12 protein-coding genes are annotated in these 18,202 nt (G+C 31.2%); 6 read left to right on the top strand and 6 right to left on the bottom strand.

Annotated elements, in window-relative coordinates; genetic code table 11:
- The first annotated feature begins 44 nt into the window (after positions 1 to 44).
- The 4 genes from ileS to BLW23_RS22975 all read left to right on the top strand — a co-directional run bounded on the left by ileS (position 45) and on the right by BLW23_RS22975 (position 6,723).
- A complete protein-coding gene (gene ileS / locus BLW23_RS22990; RefSeq protein WP_093674428.1) occupies positions 45 to 3,452 on the top strand; it encodes an isoleucine--tRNA ligase in 3,408 nt (1,135 codons plus the stop codon).
- A gap of 4 nt (positions 3,453 to 3,456) precedes the next feature.
- Entirely contained in the window at positions 3,457 to 3,834 is a 378-nt protein-coding gene (locus tag BLW23_RS22985) for a TraR/DksA family transcriptional regulator (RefSeq protein WP_410529760.1), read from the top strand.
- 220 nt (positions 3,835 to 4,054) lie between these two features.
- The gene (locus BLW23_RS22980) at positions 4,055 to 4,702 is read left to right on the top strand and encodes a hypothetical protein (RefSeq protein ID WP_143032268.1); all 648 of its coding nucleotides are present in this window, start codon (positions 4,055 to 4,057) and stop codon (positions 4,700 to 4,702) included.
- Positions 4,703 to 4,827: 125 nt separating this feature from the next.
- Positions 4,828 to 6,723 (top strand): M61 family metallopeptidase, encoded by a 1,896-nt coding sequence (locus BLW23_RS22975; protein ID WP_093674359.1) that lies wholly within the window; start codon positions 4,828 to 4,830, stop codon positions 6,721 to 6,723.
- An 87-nt stretch (positions 6,724 to 6,810) separates the two neighbouring features.
- On the opposite strand, the gene BLW23_RS22970 is transcribed toward BLW23_RS22975, so the two are convergent.
- The 3 genes from BLW23_RS22970 to BLW23_RS22960 form a co-directional block, all read right to left on the bottom strand.
- On the bottom strand, positions 6,811 to 7,230 hold the full coding sequence (locus tag BLW23_RS22970; protein WP_093674357.1) for a thiol-disulfide oxidoreductase DCC family protein: 420 nt from the start codon (positions 7,228 to 7,230) through the stop codon (positions 6,811 to 6,813).
- 3 nt (positions 7,231 to 7,233) lie between these two features.
- A complete protein-coding gene (locus BLW23_RS22965; protein WP_093674355.1) occupies positions 7,234 to 8,529 on the bottom strand; it encodes a hypothetical protein in 1,296 nt (431 codons plus the stop codon).
- A gap of 76 nt (positions 8,530 to 8,605) precedes the next feature.
- Complete coding sequence (locus tag BLW23_RS22960) at positions 8,606 to 9,421, bottom strand: helix-turn-helix domain-containing protein (RefSeq protein WP_093674353.1); 816 nt, start codon at positions 9,419 to 9,421, stop codon at positions 8,606 to 8,608.
- Positions 9,422 to 9,607: 186 nt separating this feature from the next.
- On the opposite strand from BLW23_RS22960, the gene BLW23_RS22955 reads away from it, so the two are divergent.
- Complete coding sequence (locus BLW23_RS22955) at positions 9,608 to 10,186, top strand: lipoprotein signal peptidase (protein ID WP_093674351.1); 579 nt, start codon at positions 9,608 to 9,610, stop codon at positions 10,184 to 10,186.
- A 627-nt stretch (positions 10,187 to 10,813) separates the two neighbouring features.
- Positions 10,814 to 11,425: a DUF4230 domain-containing protein gene (locus BLW23_RS22950; protein WP_093674349.1), complete on the top strand. Its 612-nt coding sequence runs from the start codon at positions 10,814 to 10,816 to the stop codon at positions 11,423 to 11,425.
- 138 nt (positions 11,426 to 11,563) lie between these two features.
- On the opposite strand, the gene BLW23_RS22945 is transcribed toward BLW23_RS22950, so the two are convergent.
- The 3 genes from BLW23_RS22945 to BLW23_RS22940 all read right to left on the bottom strand — a co-directional run bounded on the left by BLW23_RS22945 (position 11,564) and on the right by BLW23_RS22940 (position 18,187).
- On the bottom strand, positions 11,564 to 14,986 hold the full coding sequence (locus BLW23_RS22945) for an HD domain-containing protein (RefSeq protein WP_093674347.1): 3,423 nt from the start codon (positions 14,984 to 14,986) through the stop codon (positions 11,564 to 11,566).
- Between the two features lie 442 nt (positions 14,987 to 15,428).
- Positions 15,429 to 15,608, bottom strand: a complete 180-nt coding sequence (locus BLW23_RS23090; protein ID WP_143032267.1) for a hypothetical protein — start codon at positions 15,606 to 15,608, stop codon at positions 15,429 to 15,431.
- Between the two features lie 272 nt (positions 15,609 to 15,880).
- The gene (locus tag BLW23_RS22940) at positions 15,881 to 18,187 is read right to left on the bottom strand and encodes a tetratricopeptide repeat protein (protein WP_093674345.1); all 2,307 of its coding nucleotides are present in this window, start codon (positions 18,185 to 18,187) and stop codon (positions 15,881 to 15,883) included.
- Between the last annotated feature and the right edge of the window lie 15 nt (positions 18,188 to 18,202).

Here is an 18,202-nt window from a genome sequence, read left to right as displayed (position 1 = left end):
AGAAAATACGTAATTTTGCACATTCAATAAATATAATGACAAAAATGAGTAATAAGTTTACTGAGTACAAAGGATTGGATTTGCCAAAAGTAGCAGAAGAAATATTAAACTATTGGGAAGAAAACAACATCTTTGAAAAAAGTATTACTAGTCGTGAAGGAAATGAGCCATTTGTGTTTTTTGAAGGGCCACCTTCTGCAAATGGATTGCCTGGAATTCACCATGTAATGGCACGTGCCATTAAAGATATTTTTTGTCGTTATAAAACTCAAAAAGGATATCAAGTAAAGCGTAAAGCTGGATGGGATACACATGGCTTACCTGTTGAATTAGGTGTTGAAAAGGAACTAGGTATTACAAAAGAAGATATAGGAACTAAAATTACCATTGAAGAGTATAATGTCGCTTGTAAAAAAGCTGTTATGCGTTATACAGATATTTGGAATGACCTAACTCAGAAAATGGGATATTGGGTAGATATGGAAGATCCATATATTACTTATAAGCCAAAATACATGGAATCGGTTTGGTGGCTATTAAAACAAATTTATGATAAAGATTTGTTATATAAAGGATATACTATTCAACCATATTCACCAAAAGCAGGAACAGGTTTAAGTTCTCATGAGTTAAATCAACCTGGAACTTATCAAGATGTAACTGATACAACAATCGTTGCTCAATTTAAAACGATAAAAGAAACCTTACCTGAGTTTTTACAAGTAGAAGGTGATGTTCACTTTTTGGCTTGGACAACAACTCCATGGACTTTGCCGAGTAATACAGCATTAACGGTTGGACCTAAAATAGAGTATGTATTGGTAAAAACATTCAATCAATACACTTTTGAATCAATACAAGTTGTATTAGCTAAAAATTTAGTAGGAAAACAATTTGCAGGTAAGAAGTTTAATGAGGTTGAAAATGAAGAAGAGTTAACAACTTACGAAGCTGGGGCAAAACAAATTCCTTATTTTGTTGATAGAGAGTTTATCGGAAAAGACTTAGTAGGAATAAAATATGAGCAGTTATTAGACTATGTATTACCATACGAGAATGCGGAAAATGCATTTAGGGTGATTTCTGGTGATTTTGTAACAACAGAAGATGGAACAGGTATTGTGCATACGGCGCCAACTTTTGGGGCAGATGATGCTTTAGTGGCGAAACAAGCAACTCCTGAGATTCCACCAATGTTGGTTTTAGATGAGAATGAAAATCCAGTTCCATTAGTAAACTTACAAGGGAAATTCAGATCTGAATTAGGTGAGCTTGCAGGAAAATATGTGAAGAATGAATATTATGTAGATGGAGAAGCTCCTGAAAAATCGGTTGATGTTGAGATTGCAATTAAATTAAAAACAGAAAATAAAGCCTTTAAGGTAGAAAAGTATGTTCACAGTTATCCAAATTGTTGGCGTACTGATAAACCTATTTTATATTATCCATTAGATTCATGGTTCATAAAAGTAACCGATATCAAGGATAGAATGTTCGATTTGAACGAAACTATTAACTGGAAACCAAAATCAACTGGAGAAGGACGTTTTGGAAATTGGTTGCAAAATGCCAATGACTGGAATTTATCTCGTTCTCGTTTTTGGGGAATTCCTTTACCAATATGGAGAACCGAAGATGGTTCTGAGCAAGTTTGTATTGGATCAGTTGCGGAGTTAAAAGAAGAAATGAAAAAGGCTGTTGAAGCAGGAGTAATGTCTGAAGATATCTTTGCTGATTTTGAGATAGGAAATATGTCAGAAGACAACTACGATAAAATCGATTTGCATAAGAATGTAGTTGATAAAATTGTTTTAGTCTCTTCAACAGGAAAGCCAATGCACAGAGAAAGTGATTTAATTGATGTTTGGTTTGATTCAGGGTCTATGCCTTATGCTCAATGGCATTATCCATTTGAAAACAAAGAATTAATAGATAAAAACGAAAGTTATCCTGCTAATTTTATTGCGGAAGGAGTTGATCAAACGCGTGGATGGTTCTATACCTTACATGCTATTGGTACAATGGTTTTTGATTCTGTAGCTTATAAAAATGTGGTGTCAAACGGACTTGTATTGGATAAGAACGGTCAAAAGATGTCGAAACGTCTTGGAAATGCTGTAGATCCTTTTAAAACTTTAGGTGAATATGGTCCGGATGCTACACGTTGGTATATGATTTCAAATGCGAATCCTTGGGATAATTTAAAATTTGATTTAGCTGGAATTGAAGAGGTTAGGCGTAAGTTTTTTGGAACCTTATACAATACCTATTCTTTCTTCGTTTTATATGCGAATATAGATAACTTCACCTATAGTGAAGCCGAAATTCCTTTGAATGAACGACCAGAAATTGACAGATGGATTTTATCGGAATTAAATACGTTAATAGGGAAAGTAGATACGTTTTATGCAGACTATGAGCCTACAAGAGCAACGAGGGCTATTTCGGATTTCGTGCAAGATCATCTAAGTAACTGGTACGTACGTTTATGTAGAAGAAGATTCTGGAAGGGAGAATATGCTCAAGATAAAATTTCGGCGTATCAAACATTATATACTTGTATGTTAACCGTGTCTAAATTAAGTTCGCCAGTAGCTCCATTTTTTATGGATAGGTTATATAAGGATTTGGTAGCTGCAACAGGTATAGAAAAAGCAGAAAGTGTTCATATTGCTACTTTTCCAAAGTATAACGAAGATTTTGTAAACAAATCTTTAGAACGCAAAATGGAAAATGCTCAAACTATTTCTTCTTTAGTGTTGTCTTTGAGAGCAAAAGAGAAAATAAAAGTTCGTCAACCATTACAGAAAATAATGATTCCTGTGTTGGATGAAGTTCAAAAAGAAGAAATTTTAGCCGTTGCTGATTTGATAAAGTCGGAGGTGAATGTCAAAGAAATAGAGTTATTAGATGATGCTTCTGGTATCTTAGTAAAGCAAATTAAACCTAATTTTAAGGCACTAGGACCTAAATTTGGTAAGGATATGAAGCTGATTGCTAATGAGATACGTAGTTTTACGCAAGAAGACATAGCCGCTATCGAAAAAGAAGGCGAGGTAAGTTTGAAAGTTAATGATAAATTGATTAAATTAGAATCCGCTGATGTAGAGATTTCATCGAAAGATATCGAAGGTTGGTTAGTTGCGAATGCAGAAGGATTAACAGTTGCTTTAGACGTTACCATATCAGATGATTTACATAAAGAAGGGGTGTCAAGAGAATTAATTAACCGAATTCAAAATGCCCGTAAAGATTCTGGTTTAGAAGTAACGGATAGAATAAAATTAACCTTACTAACTTTTACGAATCTAGAAGAATCAATATTAGCGAATGAAAACTATATCAAAACAGAAACTTTAACCAACGAACTCATTTTTGTTGATACGTTGGAAGATGGTATAGAAATTGAATTCGATACCATCAAAAGTAAAATGTTGATTGAAAAAATATAACATTATGGATGATGTAAAAGTGAGATACTCAGACGGAGATCTACAAGAGTTTAGAGAAATCATTCTCGAAAAAATTAATAGTGCTGAAAACGACCTTAATTTGTTAAGAGATTCATACAAAAATGGATCAGACAACGGAACTGATGACACGTCACCAACATTTAAGTCGTTTGAAGAAGGAAGTGACACGATGGCTAAGGAAGCCAACATGCAGTTAGCCATTAGGCAAGAAAAGTTTATTCGTGATTTGAAAAATGCCTTAATTAGAATTGAGAACAAAACGTATGGTATTTGTAGAGTAACTGGAAAGTTAATCCAAAAACAAAGACTTAAATTAGTTCCTCATGCAACTTTAAGCATTGAGGCTAAACGTAAACAATAGAATCAAACGATTCGCTTAAAGCGAACTAAATAATGATAGATAGGACTTGGTAAAATAAGTCCTATTTTTTTGTTTTATAATACCCGATAATAACAGTGTGTAAGATTTTTATACTTTTGATTCAGAATAATACTATTTATGATTTTCTTTTACAGTGAATTCAACTTGTAAAATGGTATAAATTGTTCATAGGTGAAATATTATTTATAAACCGTATTACTTGAAATTACTATTTAGCATAACGTTTTTTTTGTTTACAACTGTCCTTTTCTCACAAGGAAAATGGAGTAAAGTTGAAGAGATAAGTTTTAAAGAAATCATTATTAATGGTGAAGGACTGGATGATTTAATTATACAGAATTCGGAAGATAATTTCTTGAAAATTTCTTTAGACTATAAAAGTTATGGAGATTATGTTATAAACACTAAACAGTCTTTTGATCAAACTGAAGTTTTTTTTAAAGTAAAAGAAGATCAGTTCAAAAAGGAACAAGTTTTCAGAAAATATATTACACAAAGAGTAAGTGGTGCAAGTGTAATTATTGAAGTTCCAATAGGAAAATCTGTCGTTGTTTATGGAGAAGGTCTAGGAGTGAAGTCTGAGGGATATAAAGGAGATTTAAGTGTTTATATCCAACGAGGAAATATATATCTTAATTCTGTTGAAGGAGCTTATAATATGAGCTTTTTTCAAGGGAATTTATATGGCTCAATGGCTAACTGCAATATGAATTTAGTTTCGAGTAAAGGGCGAATAATTTTAAAAGGAGAAAAAATGATATCTCCAATGATTCAAAACAAGGAAGAAACAAAGAAACGATTGAAAGTAATGACAATTCGAGGTAATATTTTTATAAATAGTAATTGATTAAAAATCAGGTTTTAACTTTTTAGGTGTTTTTAGAAAACAGATAATTAACGAAAATTTGGGCGAATAGTTTGTGCTCAGATTGTATTTTGCGAGGTCAAACACCTAACAATAAAAGTTAAATAATGAATAAAACATTACTATCAGTGGCTATAGCTGCGGTATTATTTAGTAGCTGTAGTTCAACTAAAAAAGCCGGGGCAAATGATTTAGCCGTTAAGAATCCTATCGAAACAACACTCGATTTAACTAAAGTAGAAAATGATAAATTACCTGTAACTGTAAATCCAGGAAGATTTACAACTGAAAAGGTAATTTATAGGTTGCCTAGAGTAGTTCAAGGTACTTATTCTGTAAGTGATTTTGGTAAGTATATCGATAATTTAAAAGCGATTGATTATAACGGAAATGAATTGCAGGTAACGAAAGTAGATGCAAATACTTGGGAGATTAACAATGCAACAAAATTAGATAAGGTTACTTACTTAGTAAATGATACTTTCGATTTAGAGGTTCAAGGAGGAATTGGCAAGGATGTACCTTTTTCACCAGCTGGAACAAATATTGAATCAACCAATTACGTATTAAACCTTCATGGGTTTATCGGTTATTTTGATTCTTTAAAAAACAACCAATACAAATTAGATGTAATTTCACCATCAAGTCATAAAAGAACATCAGCTTTACAAGTAGTTGATTCGAAAACTAGTGAAGATGGAAAAGTAACTACTTCGAATTATGTTGCTTCGAGATATTTTGATATCACTGATAATCCAATGTTTTATGGAGAGTTGGATGTTGAAGAATTTCAAGTAGGCGATATTAAAATTGTCTTGAGTGTATATTCACCGAATAAAAAACATTCTGCTGAAAAAATAAAAGCTGTTGTACAAAAAATGATGCAGGCGCAGAAGGCATATTTAGGAAGTATCAATAGTACTGCTCGTTATGATATCTACTTATATTTATCAGATGGAAGTAAAACGGCTCCAAAAGGATTTGGTGCTCTTGAGCATCACACATCAACAGTGGTAGTATTGCCCGAAGCAATGCCTGACCAAGCCTTAGCAAAGAGCATGATCGATGTTGTTTCGCATGAATTTTTTCATATTGTAACACCTTTGAGTGTACATTCTGAAGATGTACATTATTTTGACTATAATAACCCTTCTTTTTCAAAGCACTTATGGATGTATGAAGGAGTAACAGAATATTTTGCTACACATTTTCAAATAAATCAAGGATTAGTAAAGGAAGGCGAGTTTTACAATAAAGTTTTAGGTAAAATAGTTGCTGCATCTGCAATGAATGACACGATGAGCTTTACTAAAATGAGTGAAAATATACTTGAGGAGCCCTATGCATCGCAATACATAAATGTATATCAAAAAGGAGCATTAATAGGTATGTGTGTTGATATTATTCTAAGAGAGGAAAGTAAAGGTGCAAGAGGAATTTTATCATTAATGAAAGAATTATCGCTAAAGTATGGACAGCATAAGCCTTTTGAAGATGAAAACTTAATCGATGAGATTACTAAGATGACATATCCAGCAGTAGGAGCGTTTTTAAATACACATGTAGTGGGAACAACACCTATTGATTATAATAAGTTTTTTGAGAAAGTTGGTTTGCAAGAAAAGGAAACAAAAGTAGAAACCAATTATATTCAAAATAATGGGGTAATGATATTAAACCCTAATAAGGAAACGCAAACTGTAAGATTTACGAATGCAGTAAAAGATAACAGTTTTTGGGCTGATAATGGAGCACTATCGAATGATGCTATTAAAGAAGTTGACGGAGTAAAAGTTACTAAAGAAACAGCGCAACAAGTGTTTATGAAAATGTATATGTGGCAACCAGGGACTGATGTAGAAGTAAAGTTAGATAGAAATGGTAAGGAGGTAGTTATTAAAACTACATTAACTCAATCGTATACAAAAGCAGGTGGATTACAAGAAAATCCAAATGCTACTGAAAAGCAAAAACAATTACGACAAGCTTGGTTGAAAGGATAAAAACTGAGTTTATAAAAAGATAAAAGACCAATAAATTATTTATTGGTCTTTTTTTAGTAGTAGATTTAGCAATAGTTTGGCAAAGAGTCAGCTTAAAAATTTTGATTTCAACTCGAGAGTTGGCAAATAACAAGCATCTTTCTTACCGTACCATTTGTATCGATTTTTGGCTATATAATCATATATAATGTCTCTTATGAACGATGGAATAACTAAAAATATAGACAATAAATTTAGGGGAAATTTGAGTTTAGAGGCAATTAACAATGCCGCTTTTGATCGAGAGTATATTTTTTTTTCTGGAGTAAATAACAGAATTGAATCGGTCTTTTGTCTATCTATGTTAAAATGATCAATAATTTTTAATCCTGTATCTCCTTGTAACGAGGCAAACAGAAAGCTGTTTTTTTTGTCATTTTTAATAACAAACTGAACGCTACTGTTGCATAAGTTGCACACACCATCAAATAAAATTAACTGTTTGTTTTCAGGGATATCAGGTAACATAAACTATCTATTAAAAGGCCTTTCATTTATCCAGTTGAAACCTCTATTCGTTAGGAGAAATTTTTCTTTATAATTCTTAAATCTTTTTGCTTTTACAAAAATAGTATCTTTTGCTAAGGTTCCATTAAATTGATAGTTTATAGAATCGATTTTTGAAAATTTTAAATTAAACGTTTTTGTACTATCTCTGTAGTCCCTTAAAGAAAGTTTATTTTCAAGAGAATCAACAGTTAATTTATACCATTTTCCTCTACCACCTTCAGCATATTTCACTTGAGCATATTGTTTGCTGCTAATCATAAGGTATTTCCATGGTTTAATTTTTAAACTATCAGGAGTTATAGAATTACTCTTAGCAGAAAAGTATTCTATTTCGAACAAGCCTTCCATACGACTCTTTGATGCTTCACCATAATATTTTTCTTTAGAATCAAGGGCTGAATATGCCCCGTAACCTAAAGCATAAATGAGTAAAAATGCTTTTACAGCGAAAGAAATTTTAGAAGTAATATTTCCAAATTTAGGTTTGTATATATCCTTAAGAACAACAGGTTTTCTAAAGAAAAAGAACTGAAATAATGCAGCAAAACTATGAGCTAATAAAAAAGCCGACATCAAAAATAAATGTGTCGAAAGTATTTTTACTGGGATATCATAAAAATAGTTTACAGCCATAACATTGGCCGTAGTCATTAATGTTATGATGAGTCCGAAAACTAACGTTCTTCTGAATAAAAGGAAAACGGCAGCAACTTCGGCAATTCCCATAAATAGGTTATACCCTTTTGAGAATCCCAAAAATGTCCAAGCTAATCCCATAGGAGACGAGTCACCATAGTTTTGAGTGAGCCTGTACATTGATGGTGCAGAAAATTGAAGCTGGATTACTTTAACCATACCGTAATTAATAAGCATGAGACCAACATAAAAGCGAATGGCTAGTGTAATCCAGTAATATAAGTTATCATAGTTTTTTCTTTTTGTATCTAATATTGACCATATGGAAGAAGAAATTACAGCGATACAAAAAATTGTAAATAGTAATACATAGTCGTAAGTCGTATCTCCGCTTCCATTGGGGCCAGTTTTAATTTCGTAACTAATTCCTAAAATTGATTTTCCAACCCAAGGAACAAAATCATAGAGAATTTTATTGAAAAAGTTCTGTATGTATCCATAATAGGGATAGGCACCATTATTTTTAGCGATTATAAAAAGAGTGAAGTATGAAAAGAAAAACCGAAAGAGTATTTTTTGGGGTAAAGACCATAAATTCCCAATATTTAGTTTACTTTTCATAATAGATAATTGCTTTTAACTGATTCAAATCTAGTTGAAGAGAACTATCTAAAATTGTATATTTCGGACATTAACATTATTTTAAAGTTTTAAAATACATATCGCTTTCAGAAAGTATACGGACGTTTTTGAGAAAAGATTTAGGATTTTCTCCAGTAAGCTGCTTAAACGCTTTGTTAAAAAGAGCCTGATCATAAAATCCAAAATCTAAAGCAATATCAGATAGTTTTGACTTTTTTCCATCAGTTTTTATCTTCTTCAAAACTTTTCTGAAGCGTATGTTTTTTTTAAGAGTAATAGGAGTAACTCCACAATGTAACTTAAACAGGCGGTACAATTTCTTATAACTACAATTGCATGCCGACGCTACTTCTTCAATAGATAAATCCCTTTCTGAAATTAATTGAATGGCTTTCGTAATAATATCTATGCCTTGTTTCACATCAAGAATTTGAAGTAAAAATGTTTCAAAGAGGTCAATTTTTCGTTCCATTGAATAGTCAAAAAAATCGGGATGTTTATCGAGTAGCTTATTGAATTCAATGGGTTCAAAAAGAACTTTTTTAAAAACGTTACAAGTTATAAACTGGGCTAGTCCGTGAGGTTTAAAAATAATGACGAACTCTCTAATTTTTCCTTTTGTTTTTACCAGTAATGGAGAACTAAACTTATTTAAAGCAAAAAAATTAGTAGAATGCTTTGGACTCTCGGCAAGATATAGTTGATTTTTTACGTAGTGAGGAACTGAGTTTTCTATGGCAATAACAATAGTATTCCCAGAAGGAAATGCAAAGTACTCTTCATCTTTTAACGTATAATCGTAATAGAAATGAATATAATTGGATAGAAGCTTGTTTTTAGGCTCGTATGTTGTAATTTCAGGATTCCTCATTGCATAAAAAACACTTTAAAGTAATCAAAGAAAGAAGCTAAAGTAAGAATTGTGTTGTTTTAAAAGAGTATTATCGCTTAGAATTGTTAAAGATTTTTTAATTCTATGACTATCAACAATAATAAATAGAATGACTGAAAGTCATTTAATTTCTTTTCTTATTTTTGTTTTCATTAATTCAGAAAAATGACAAAAAAAAATACAGCAATCCTAACGGTTTTAATAGCAATACTTATCGACCAAATTAGTAAAATATACGTAAAAACTCATTTTACTCTCGGCGAAGAAGTAGTTGTTTTTGCCAATTGGTTTAAAATTCATTTTACTGAAAATAACGGAATGGCCTGGGGCTTCGAATTTGGAGGAAGAGCAGGTAAGTTGTTTTTGACATTATTCCGTTTAATCGCTGTTTCTGGAATTGTATATTGGTTAATTCAAAGTATTAAGAAAAATATTCATTCCGGAGTCATCATTGCCATCTCCTTAATATTGGCTGGAGCTGTAGGTAATATTATCGATTCTGTTTTTTATGGAGTTATTTTTGATTCTTCTCATGGACAAATAGCAACACTTTTTGCCGATATTCCTTATGGCGAATTGTTCCATGGTAAAGTTGTGGATATGTTATACTTCCCAATTTATGAAGGGGAAAGTTTTACCTTTTTTAACGCGATTTTTAACGGAGCGGATTCTTGGATTACAATTGGAGTAGCCTTATTGTTTATCTATAATAAATATGCTTTTCCTAAAGAAAGTGAAGCTTAAATAATATGAGTTCCATGGAAGGATTATTAAACACTTAAAAAGTGTCAATTCGAGTGAAAATCGTAGGGTTTTTGTATCGAGAATAGCTTTTTAATGGCGAAAATCAATAGTTCTCGATATAATTTTTACTTCGTTATCACTTCGTAAAAACCACTCGAACTGACAATATGTTAGAAAAACGGTAATCCAATAGGCAATTCGTTTGTTGTCACATCGAGTGATTTTTCTGGGAAACAGGAAGAAAAATTGTATCGAGATGTCTTTTTTAATTCTGCGTCATTTCGACCTTAGGAGAAATCTATGTATGTATTCGAGATAAAAACATCAAAGAGATTTCTCAGTCGTTACCTCTTTCGAAATGACATACTGAAAAAGAAAAGTGGCTCACAAAAAAATAATTCTATATGAAATTTAAGTGGTTAAGAAAAGATGTCAATGGTAGTTTATTTCGGAATCCCATCACGCCATCAAACAGCTATTTGCGATGAGAACCTGAAACAGGTTCAGGTTGATAGTTCCAATTTATTATCAATTACGGATAATTATTTATTCTTTTTTATTTCAAACATAAAATAGTATAAGTTTTGTAAATTAGATTCAAAATAATTGTGCTTAATTTATCTGTAAATGAAAATTATAAAATACATAGCCGTTTTTTTATTAGGTTTTTTGATTGCCAAATTCTGGTATGAGAAAAAAGAAAATCATTATCAGCAAGAGGAAGTTAGTGTCTTTTTAGATGGGATACAAAATATGAGCAAGTTGGTGGTGTCTCAAGGTAGTTTTTCTGAAGTCTTTAGTTTTTCTGATACGAAAAAGTATTTTTATGATTATTTATCGTTTGAAAAAAAAGCAATTCTTTCGGTAAATGCAAAAGTGGAGGTGGGCTATGATTTATCACAATTAGAGATTCAAATTGATTCTATTGAAAAAAGCATCATCATAAATAAAATTCCGAAGGAAGAACTCGTTATTTCTCCAGATATTAAATATTTCGATTTACAACAGAGTCAGTTTAATACTTTTTCTAAGCAAGAACTCAATAAGCTTAATGATAAAGCCATTGAAAAGATAAAAACAACAGTTACTGTGTCTGACTTACAAAAAGATGCTAAAAATCGCTTATTTGTCGAACTATCTAAAATCTACCAATTGTCAAAATTGTATGGATGGAAAGTAGTTGATAATACCAATACGAAGTTTATAAAATCTTTTGATGAACTCCGTATTGCGGATTGATTACTTGATTATTTGCTACAGTTTTGTGTATGGAAAGTAGCGGATTTTATGCACTAATTTTTTGTTTTCTTAGTGTTGTTTTGATTCATAAATTTCATTTCGTTTGAGCGATTAAACCGCTATTATTTTTATAAATTGTTAGCTGTGATTTTTCATTCCTTTTCCATTAAGATATTTGAATTTAATATCTTTGTTTTCTTCCCAAAATTCATTTGGTAAAGCCGATGAAAGTTCCGCTCGAGTTCTTGCTCCTGATAAAATAATCATATTATGTTTTTGTTTACCAGTAATAAGAATACTCCAACCATTAATTACACCATTATAGTATGACGAGTCTTTGGTTTTTATCACCTCTAGCTTTTCTTTTTCATCTTCATTTAATTTTCTAGGTGCCACAAATACGGTTAAAACAATTTGTTCTTTACCACTTCTATCACCAAATCGATTGTTTATTTCCATTAAATGAAAAGTTGCCCTCTTTTTGTCAAATTGATAAACTCTGTTTACATTTTTTTCAAAGGGTCTTGAATCGGCCGTGTATAATCCTAGAGTTTCATTTATCAATAAAGGGTCTTGGTCAAAAAAGGCTGTTATACCATTTTCGTATGTGTGAACAATTTTTGTTCTATCATTTATTTTAGTTGCTTCGCAGGTTTCTAAGGCATTAAATAAATGTTTTGGAATTAGTGGGAATAAAGACGATACAATATCAAAATCGAAATATTTTTTATCCCAATTATCTGACTTTAATAGTATTTTTTTAAAATCTAAATCATTCTTTTTCCCTAGAAAAGTGGCTTTGTACAATTTATCCCCTTGGTAAATTACACTGTCTTTTGTAACATCAATTTTCTCGGCAGAAATTAGTTTAAAGAGAATTAGCTTCTCGGTTAATTTATCTAAAGATGGATAATTGAAGTCTTTAAATTCAAGTTTTTCACTTTTAAGAAAATCTTTAATTGTTAGATTCTTTCCCGTAACATTTACAATTCCATTCCATTGAATATTACCATAATCAGTATATGATAATTCGTTAATAAAAATAGTGTCTGCAAAGCCTATTTTATCAAAAACAAACTTCCATAATAATTCTAATTCTTGTGTTTTTAATTTGTATTTAGAAATATGTTCTCTAGTGCGTGAAATGACTTCCTGAATAAGTGTTTTAGAAATTTCTTCAGCAATTTTCTCATATTCAGAAGGGTAATTCACCAAGGAAGTTCTATCTACGGTTAATTGTGGCGTGTTTTCTCCTATAAAATTTAAGATTCCACTTCTATGCAAAGAATCAGAGTAAAAATTACTAATACTTATATGATGGTCATTGATAGATAGACCATCTACACAAACAGCAGATGAACCAATTTTTGGGACAGAATAAAAAGCGTGCAATTCAGGGTCAATCGCTCCTGGTTTTGGCAATGTAAGAGTTGTTCTAAACTGAATAGATTCTGATTTAATATCAATTTCGTATGTTTCTAAAGAGTCTTTGACATCACTATAGTTTACATTTAGCTTTACAAATCTTCCTTGGCTATTTAAGAAATCAAGAAACTCAAGATCTTCTTTTGTAAAAAGAAATTTTATGTCTGTTGGAAGGATAGGCTTATTTAATATTTGTAAATCACTCTCGTTCTCTAAAATTATACTTACATAAATATTATCTGGTATTAAAGTAATAAATGAGTTAACTAAACGGTATAAATGGTTATCCCAATCTTTATATAATTTTTCATATTCTTCAAATTGTTCTGGGAAATAGTTTGGTTTTCCTTCTAATAAAAGGAATAGTTTGTCTAATTCTCTGTTTGATATATTTTTATTTTCATCAGAAAGAAGGATTTTAATAACTGTTCCTGACTCTGATATTAATTCCTTTTCTATATCTGTTGTTGTCTTGTAATAAAAATTTTCATGAGGTCCATCAATTGCACAAGAAACAAAATCTCCTTTTTTTGTTTTTGTAATAATCTCTATTTTGTTTCCAAGCATAAAACAAGATAGTATTCCAATACCAAACTGCGAAGTTGGTGTAAATGCACCACCCCATTGAGCTTGTTTTTTATAAAAGCTTGTAGATTTGTAATAGGAATTCCCGATTTTTAAAAGATGTTTTTCAATAATTTCTTTTGACATTCCGATTCCATTATCCTTGCAACATAGATATACTTTATCTCCATTGCGTTCTATGCTAAATTGAATTCTTCCAATTGCTTTATTTTGAATAGATTTAGCTTCGGAAATCATGCATCGACAAGCATCAAGGGCATTTTGGTATAATTCTCTTAAACAAGCAAACTTATCTTTATATAAGCCAACTCCCATTAAAAGCTCAATGATTCTTTTTTGGTTTAGTGAAAAACTTAATCCTCGTTTAGGAAGAAAAACGTTTTCATCATTAGTTATATTTGTTCGTTCAATTTTATCCTGTAAGTTTGGAATGTATGATTTATATGGTTTACTCCATAATCTATCTAGTTTAAAATAGTTTTGAATTTCTATTTCAATCCAATCCAAATAATTATGTAATTTGAAGTATATCTCAGGTGTTTCACAATATGCTCTGAATGAAATTTTTCCATTTTCAATAGAGTAATTTGCTCCATTATTTTTTAAAGCCCATTGTAAAAAACTGAATTCAGATTTAAAAATTTTGGAAGTTCGTAATTCAAGTGGCGCTCTGTCGAAACTAAAATGAATAATGTCGCCTAATCTTAATAGCATTCCGACCAATTGTAAATTGGCAGATTCATTTCCGTAATATTGTGCTGACATATTGAAGTTTTCTAAGAAACTAATGTCTTCGCCATGAGACCTGCAAATTAGAGCTAAGTCTTTTGCTAATCTTTTTCCCCATGCTGGTTGTTCAAATGAATTCCCAAAAATAGACTCTAAGTTGTTTACATAAGTCTGAATTCTTAAGTGGTGAGTAGCTCGAATGTAATCGGTTCGTATAAAATTAGTTAAACTTTCAAAGTCTTCTTTAGAATTAATTTTACGAATTAGCTCTGCAAAACCATTTCTATAATTTTGATATTCGATTAACATTGTAGCAAGGTAATCGATTAATTCATTTTCATTTTTGGGTGAAAACAGCCATCCCTTTATTTCGTCATTAAACGTTCCATAGAAAGTTGTTTTATTTTCCTTAATTATTTGTTTAGCGTAAGATATTTTAAAAGGTTCTTTAAGGTCATGTCCAACAGATTTATCGTTCATTTTGAACTTGGTTGAACCTTCGGTAAATTTTAAAACATTAAGTTCCCAATCTGAAGGTGCCATTGCACAATCATGAAAAAAGCAGGAAAGCTGAATTAAAAATAGTTCGTAACTGGAAAGCTTCGGAACATTTGAAGCTAGTAATTTTTCAATATTGTAAACTACTTTTTCGCTGTGTTTTTCATCATGAATATCAAATTCAGGTAAAACATTAGTGATTCTTTTTAAGTGATTTCTAGCTTTTTTTTCAAGTTTATCGGCAAGATTGTATAGTTTTAATTCAATTTTAACTGAATCACTTGGATTTTCACTTCTAATTTTTAATTCTTCAATTATTGTCATGAATATTAGATCTTTCTTAAATCACAGCTAACTAATTATATCCATACAAATACAACAGTTATCCATAGTATAATTCCAGATAACCACACCTTATGGGTTTCGTTATCCATTTTATTAATTGTTTAAAAAGCCTTGCTAAAAAGTAAAGTTATTACGATTAGAGAAGAGATGTTGAAGTATGCGGTTAAAGCATAGATCTCTAAATTTGTAGTATTTGGTTAATTTTTAGTATTGCTTTTTCTTTCTGTAGTAAACTTATTAAAATTAATTGAAATGATTTTACGGGTTCCCTTAATTTCTTTGTTTTAATTTTTAGTTTTGAATTTTAAATGGTGAGTTTCTTTTAATTATAAATTTTAAGTGTTGAATTTTAAAATTTGAGTTTTAGTGATTGGTTACTTGATAATCGCTCAGTTTGATGATGCAATTATTATAATTGTAATCAGTAAATAGATTTCTTAGTTACTATCGTTTCTTCGATAACACGGTTGGAATTTTCAATGATATGTGTAATGTTATCAATGATCCTATTTATTCTTTCATCATCGACCATCAATAACTTTTTATTGTTTCTATTCCCGAAGTCGTCCTGACATGGGTAGGAAGCTTTCGGCAGTTCCATAAGTCATGCTTATGAGCCTGGGAAGGGGGTTTGTTATTCTTTTCAGTTATCAGTGATACGTTTAAATCTTGAGTTTTTAGTGCTGTTGGATTCAGTTCTCGATACATTTTTTACTTCGAAAATACTCATAAAAAACACTCGAACCGACATGTAAAAATTATCGATTTTCAGTGAAGTAGTCGGTTTTTAAAAAAAATAGTACTAGTGAAAGGGTCTCGACTGCGCTCGACCTGACATTAAAAATAATATAAGAAAAACTTATTGTAGAGGAATTACTCAGTAAGCGATTTAAATTCAGGGTTTGTTTTTAGTTCTTTAAAAACAGCTTCGGTTTTGAATATATTCTTGTTATTGAAACCATATTTCATGGCTTTTTTAATGGCTGCTAAAGCTTCATCTTTCTTGTTTTTTAATAAGAGGTTGGCAGCAGTCAAAATTAGATACTCAGGATTGTGTTTTTCCTTACTATAATATTTCTTTAAAAGGATATCTACTTCGTCTGATTTGTTCCTTCGAATTAAAGACCAAATGTTTAAGTTTTTCTTTTCAAAAAAGTTGAATTTATACATTGGGATACCTACTGTTTTTACTCGACTAAAATCATGTACTTTGGTCATGGTATCATCAAAAGCTTCCCAGTTAGAATTGCTATAATAGATTTTTGCTAATGTTAGAAACGTAGAATAGGTAGCCCTTCTTTTATTCCATTGAGATTTTATTGAAGGGAGTAAAGGAATTGCCGATTTAATGGTAGAAATAGCCATAGCTTCGTTTCCGCTTTCTATAAATGATTTGGCAGTATGAACTTTCATTTGCACGCCATTGAAAAACATATCTTGAGAAGTTTCTTGTTGAAACATACCCGTAGCATTGTATTTGTATATCGGAGTAGTTCTAAACGCAGTTATGGCTTCTCTATATCCACTAACATTCGTTTGCATGGTGGCGTTAGCTAGTCGTATATATGGAATGTTCTTGGCTTCGGGGTTTTTATGATAGATACTAACAGTGTATAATGATTTATAAATAGAATAAAGTCGGGAAGAGTACTTATTTTCCCATTTAACCAATTCTTCAAAAGCAAAATTTAAATATTCGTAGGCGGTTTTATAATCTGTCCTCTGTTGTTCGAGTAGAATTCCGTATTTACCGAAAACAACAGCCTTTTGAATAGGAGAAAAAGAGTCTGCTTGCTTCGAATATAAAACTGCTTTTTCGTAGTAATTTTGAGCTTCATCAAGTGAGTCCATTTCGAGGAAATAATCTCCAATAGCTTCGTATAGATTTGTTTTTTCCTCGGAGGTAAAACTTTCATCATTCAATTCAGCTAATATCTGAGTAAAAATACTTTCATAAAACTCTCTTTTCTCATCTAAATGCCTAATTGCAAGAATTCTTAGCATTTTCGAAAGATTCTTAAGAATCAAATAATTATGTTCTTGATTGTTCTCAATAAGAATATTAAAAGAAGTTTCATGGAATTCGAATAGTTCCATAGCATCGGAAACTCTGATCTCATTTAAGTATTGTGCTAAGTTTTGGTAGCATTGCGCTAATTGATAAGAGAAATTTTTTGGTAGTTTTTTTACCTTTTCAATTAAGGCACATTGAACAAGAATTGCAGACCTGAAATCGCCGTATAACCAATAAGATTCAGCCAGTTTAAGATTGGCTTCAATAAGTTGAGGTTTTAAGTTTTCATGACCTCTGAATAATTCAATAATTGAATTTAAGGCTACAATAGCTTCTTCGAATTGCCCATTGGACATTAGTAAGTTATAATTAAGATAAAGGGTGTTTAAATCCTGATGAATTTGATTTCTTAATTGCGGATTGTCCATTCCTTCGTTGCCAAGTTCTTGAAGGTTTCTAGCTAAGTTATGAGAAGCTTTTTTAGCGTTGAGTAATTTTATGGCTTTTTCAATATCTCCATTTTTTAACCCTTTTTCATAAGCTTTTACGTATGATTTTTCCTGAAAATCTAGGTTGTTTTGAATGATGTATTTTATTAATGAAGGGAGCTGGCTTTTTATTTGTACATAACGCCTTTTCCAGAAGAGGACGCCTTCTTGCGCGTTTTTAAGATGCTTATGGTATTTGGATTCCAAGCGAAGAAGTTCTTTTCTGCTCTTTTCTCCCTTTTCTTTTAATCTGCCAAGAACACGTTCGTTTTCTTCACTCAGCGCTTGAAAATTGATTTCCTCTAATTCCGTTTTCCACCTTCCTATTTGATCGGAAGTAGCCATTACCACTCTAAGTTTTTCTTGTTTTTTTGGTTGTAGGTTTTGAAGCTCGTGCTTGTTGACTAGTATTAAATTGGGTTTGCGAACAATAACAGAAACTTTATCATCGGATTGTAATCGAGAAAAAACAAGTTTGAACCTTCCTTTACTATCGGTTTCGGTAGTAACTGCTCTTCCTTTGGTTGCTTTAACCTGAGCAAACTTTACATATTCAGTTTTTCCTTTGTTATAATAACTGTTTAAAACGGTTGCAACTCCTTTTAAAGAGGATTGCGTATAGCTAAGTTTTATAAAACTTAAGAAGAATACAAAGAACAATAATTTCGAATGTTTCATTGCTAGAGTTTAACA

This window comes from Tenacibaculum sp. MAR_2009_124 (genome assembly GCF_900105455.1).
Taxonomy (GTDB): Bacteria; Bacteroidota; Bacteroidia; order Flavobacteriales; family Flavobacteriaceae; genus Polaribacter.
Note: the sequence above shows the minus strand (reverse complement) of the source record. Positions and strands in the feature narration are given on the sequence as shown.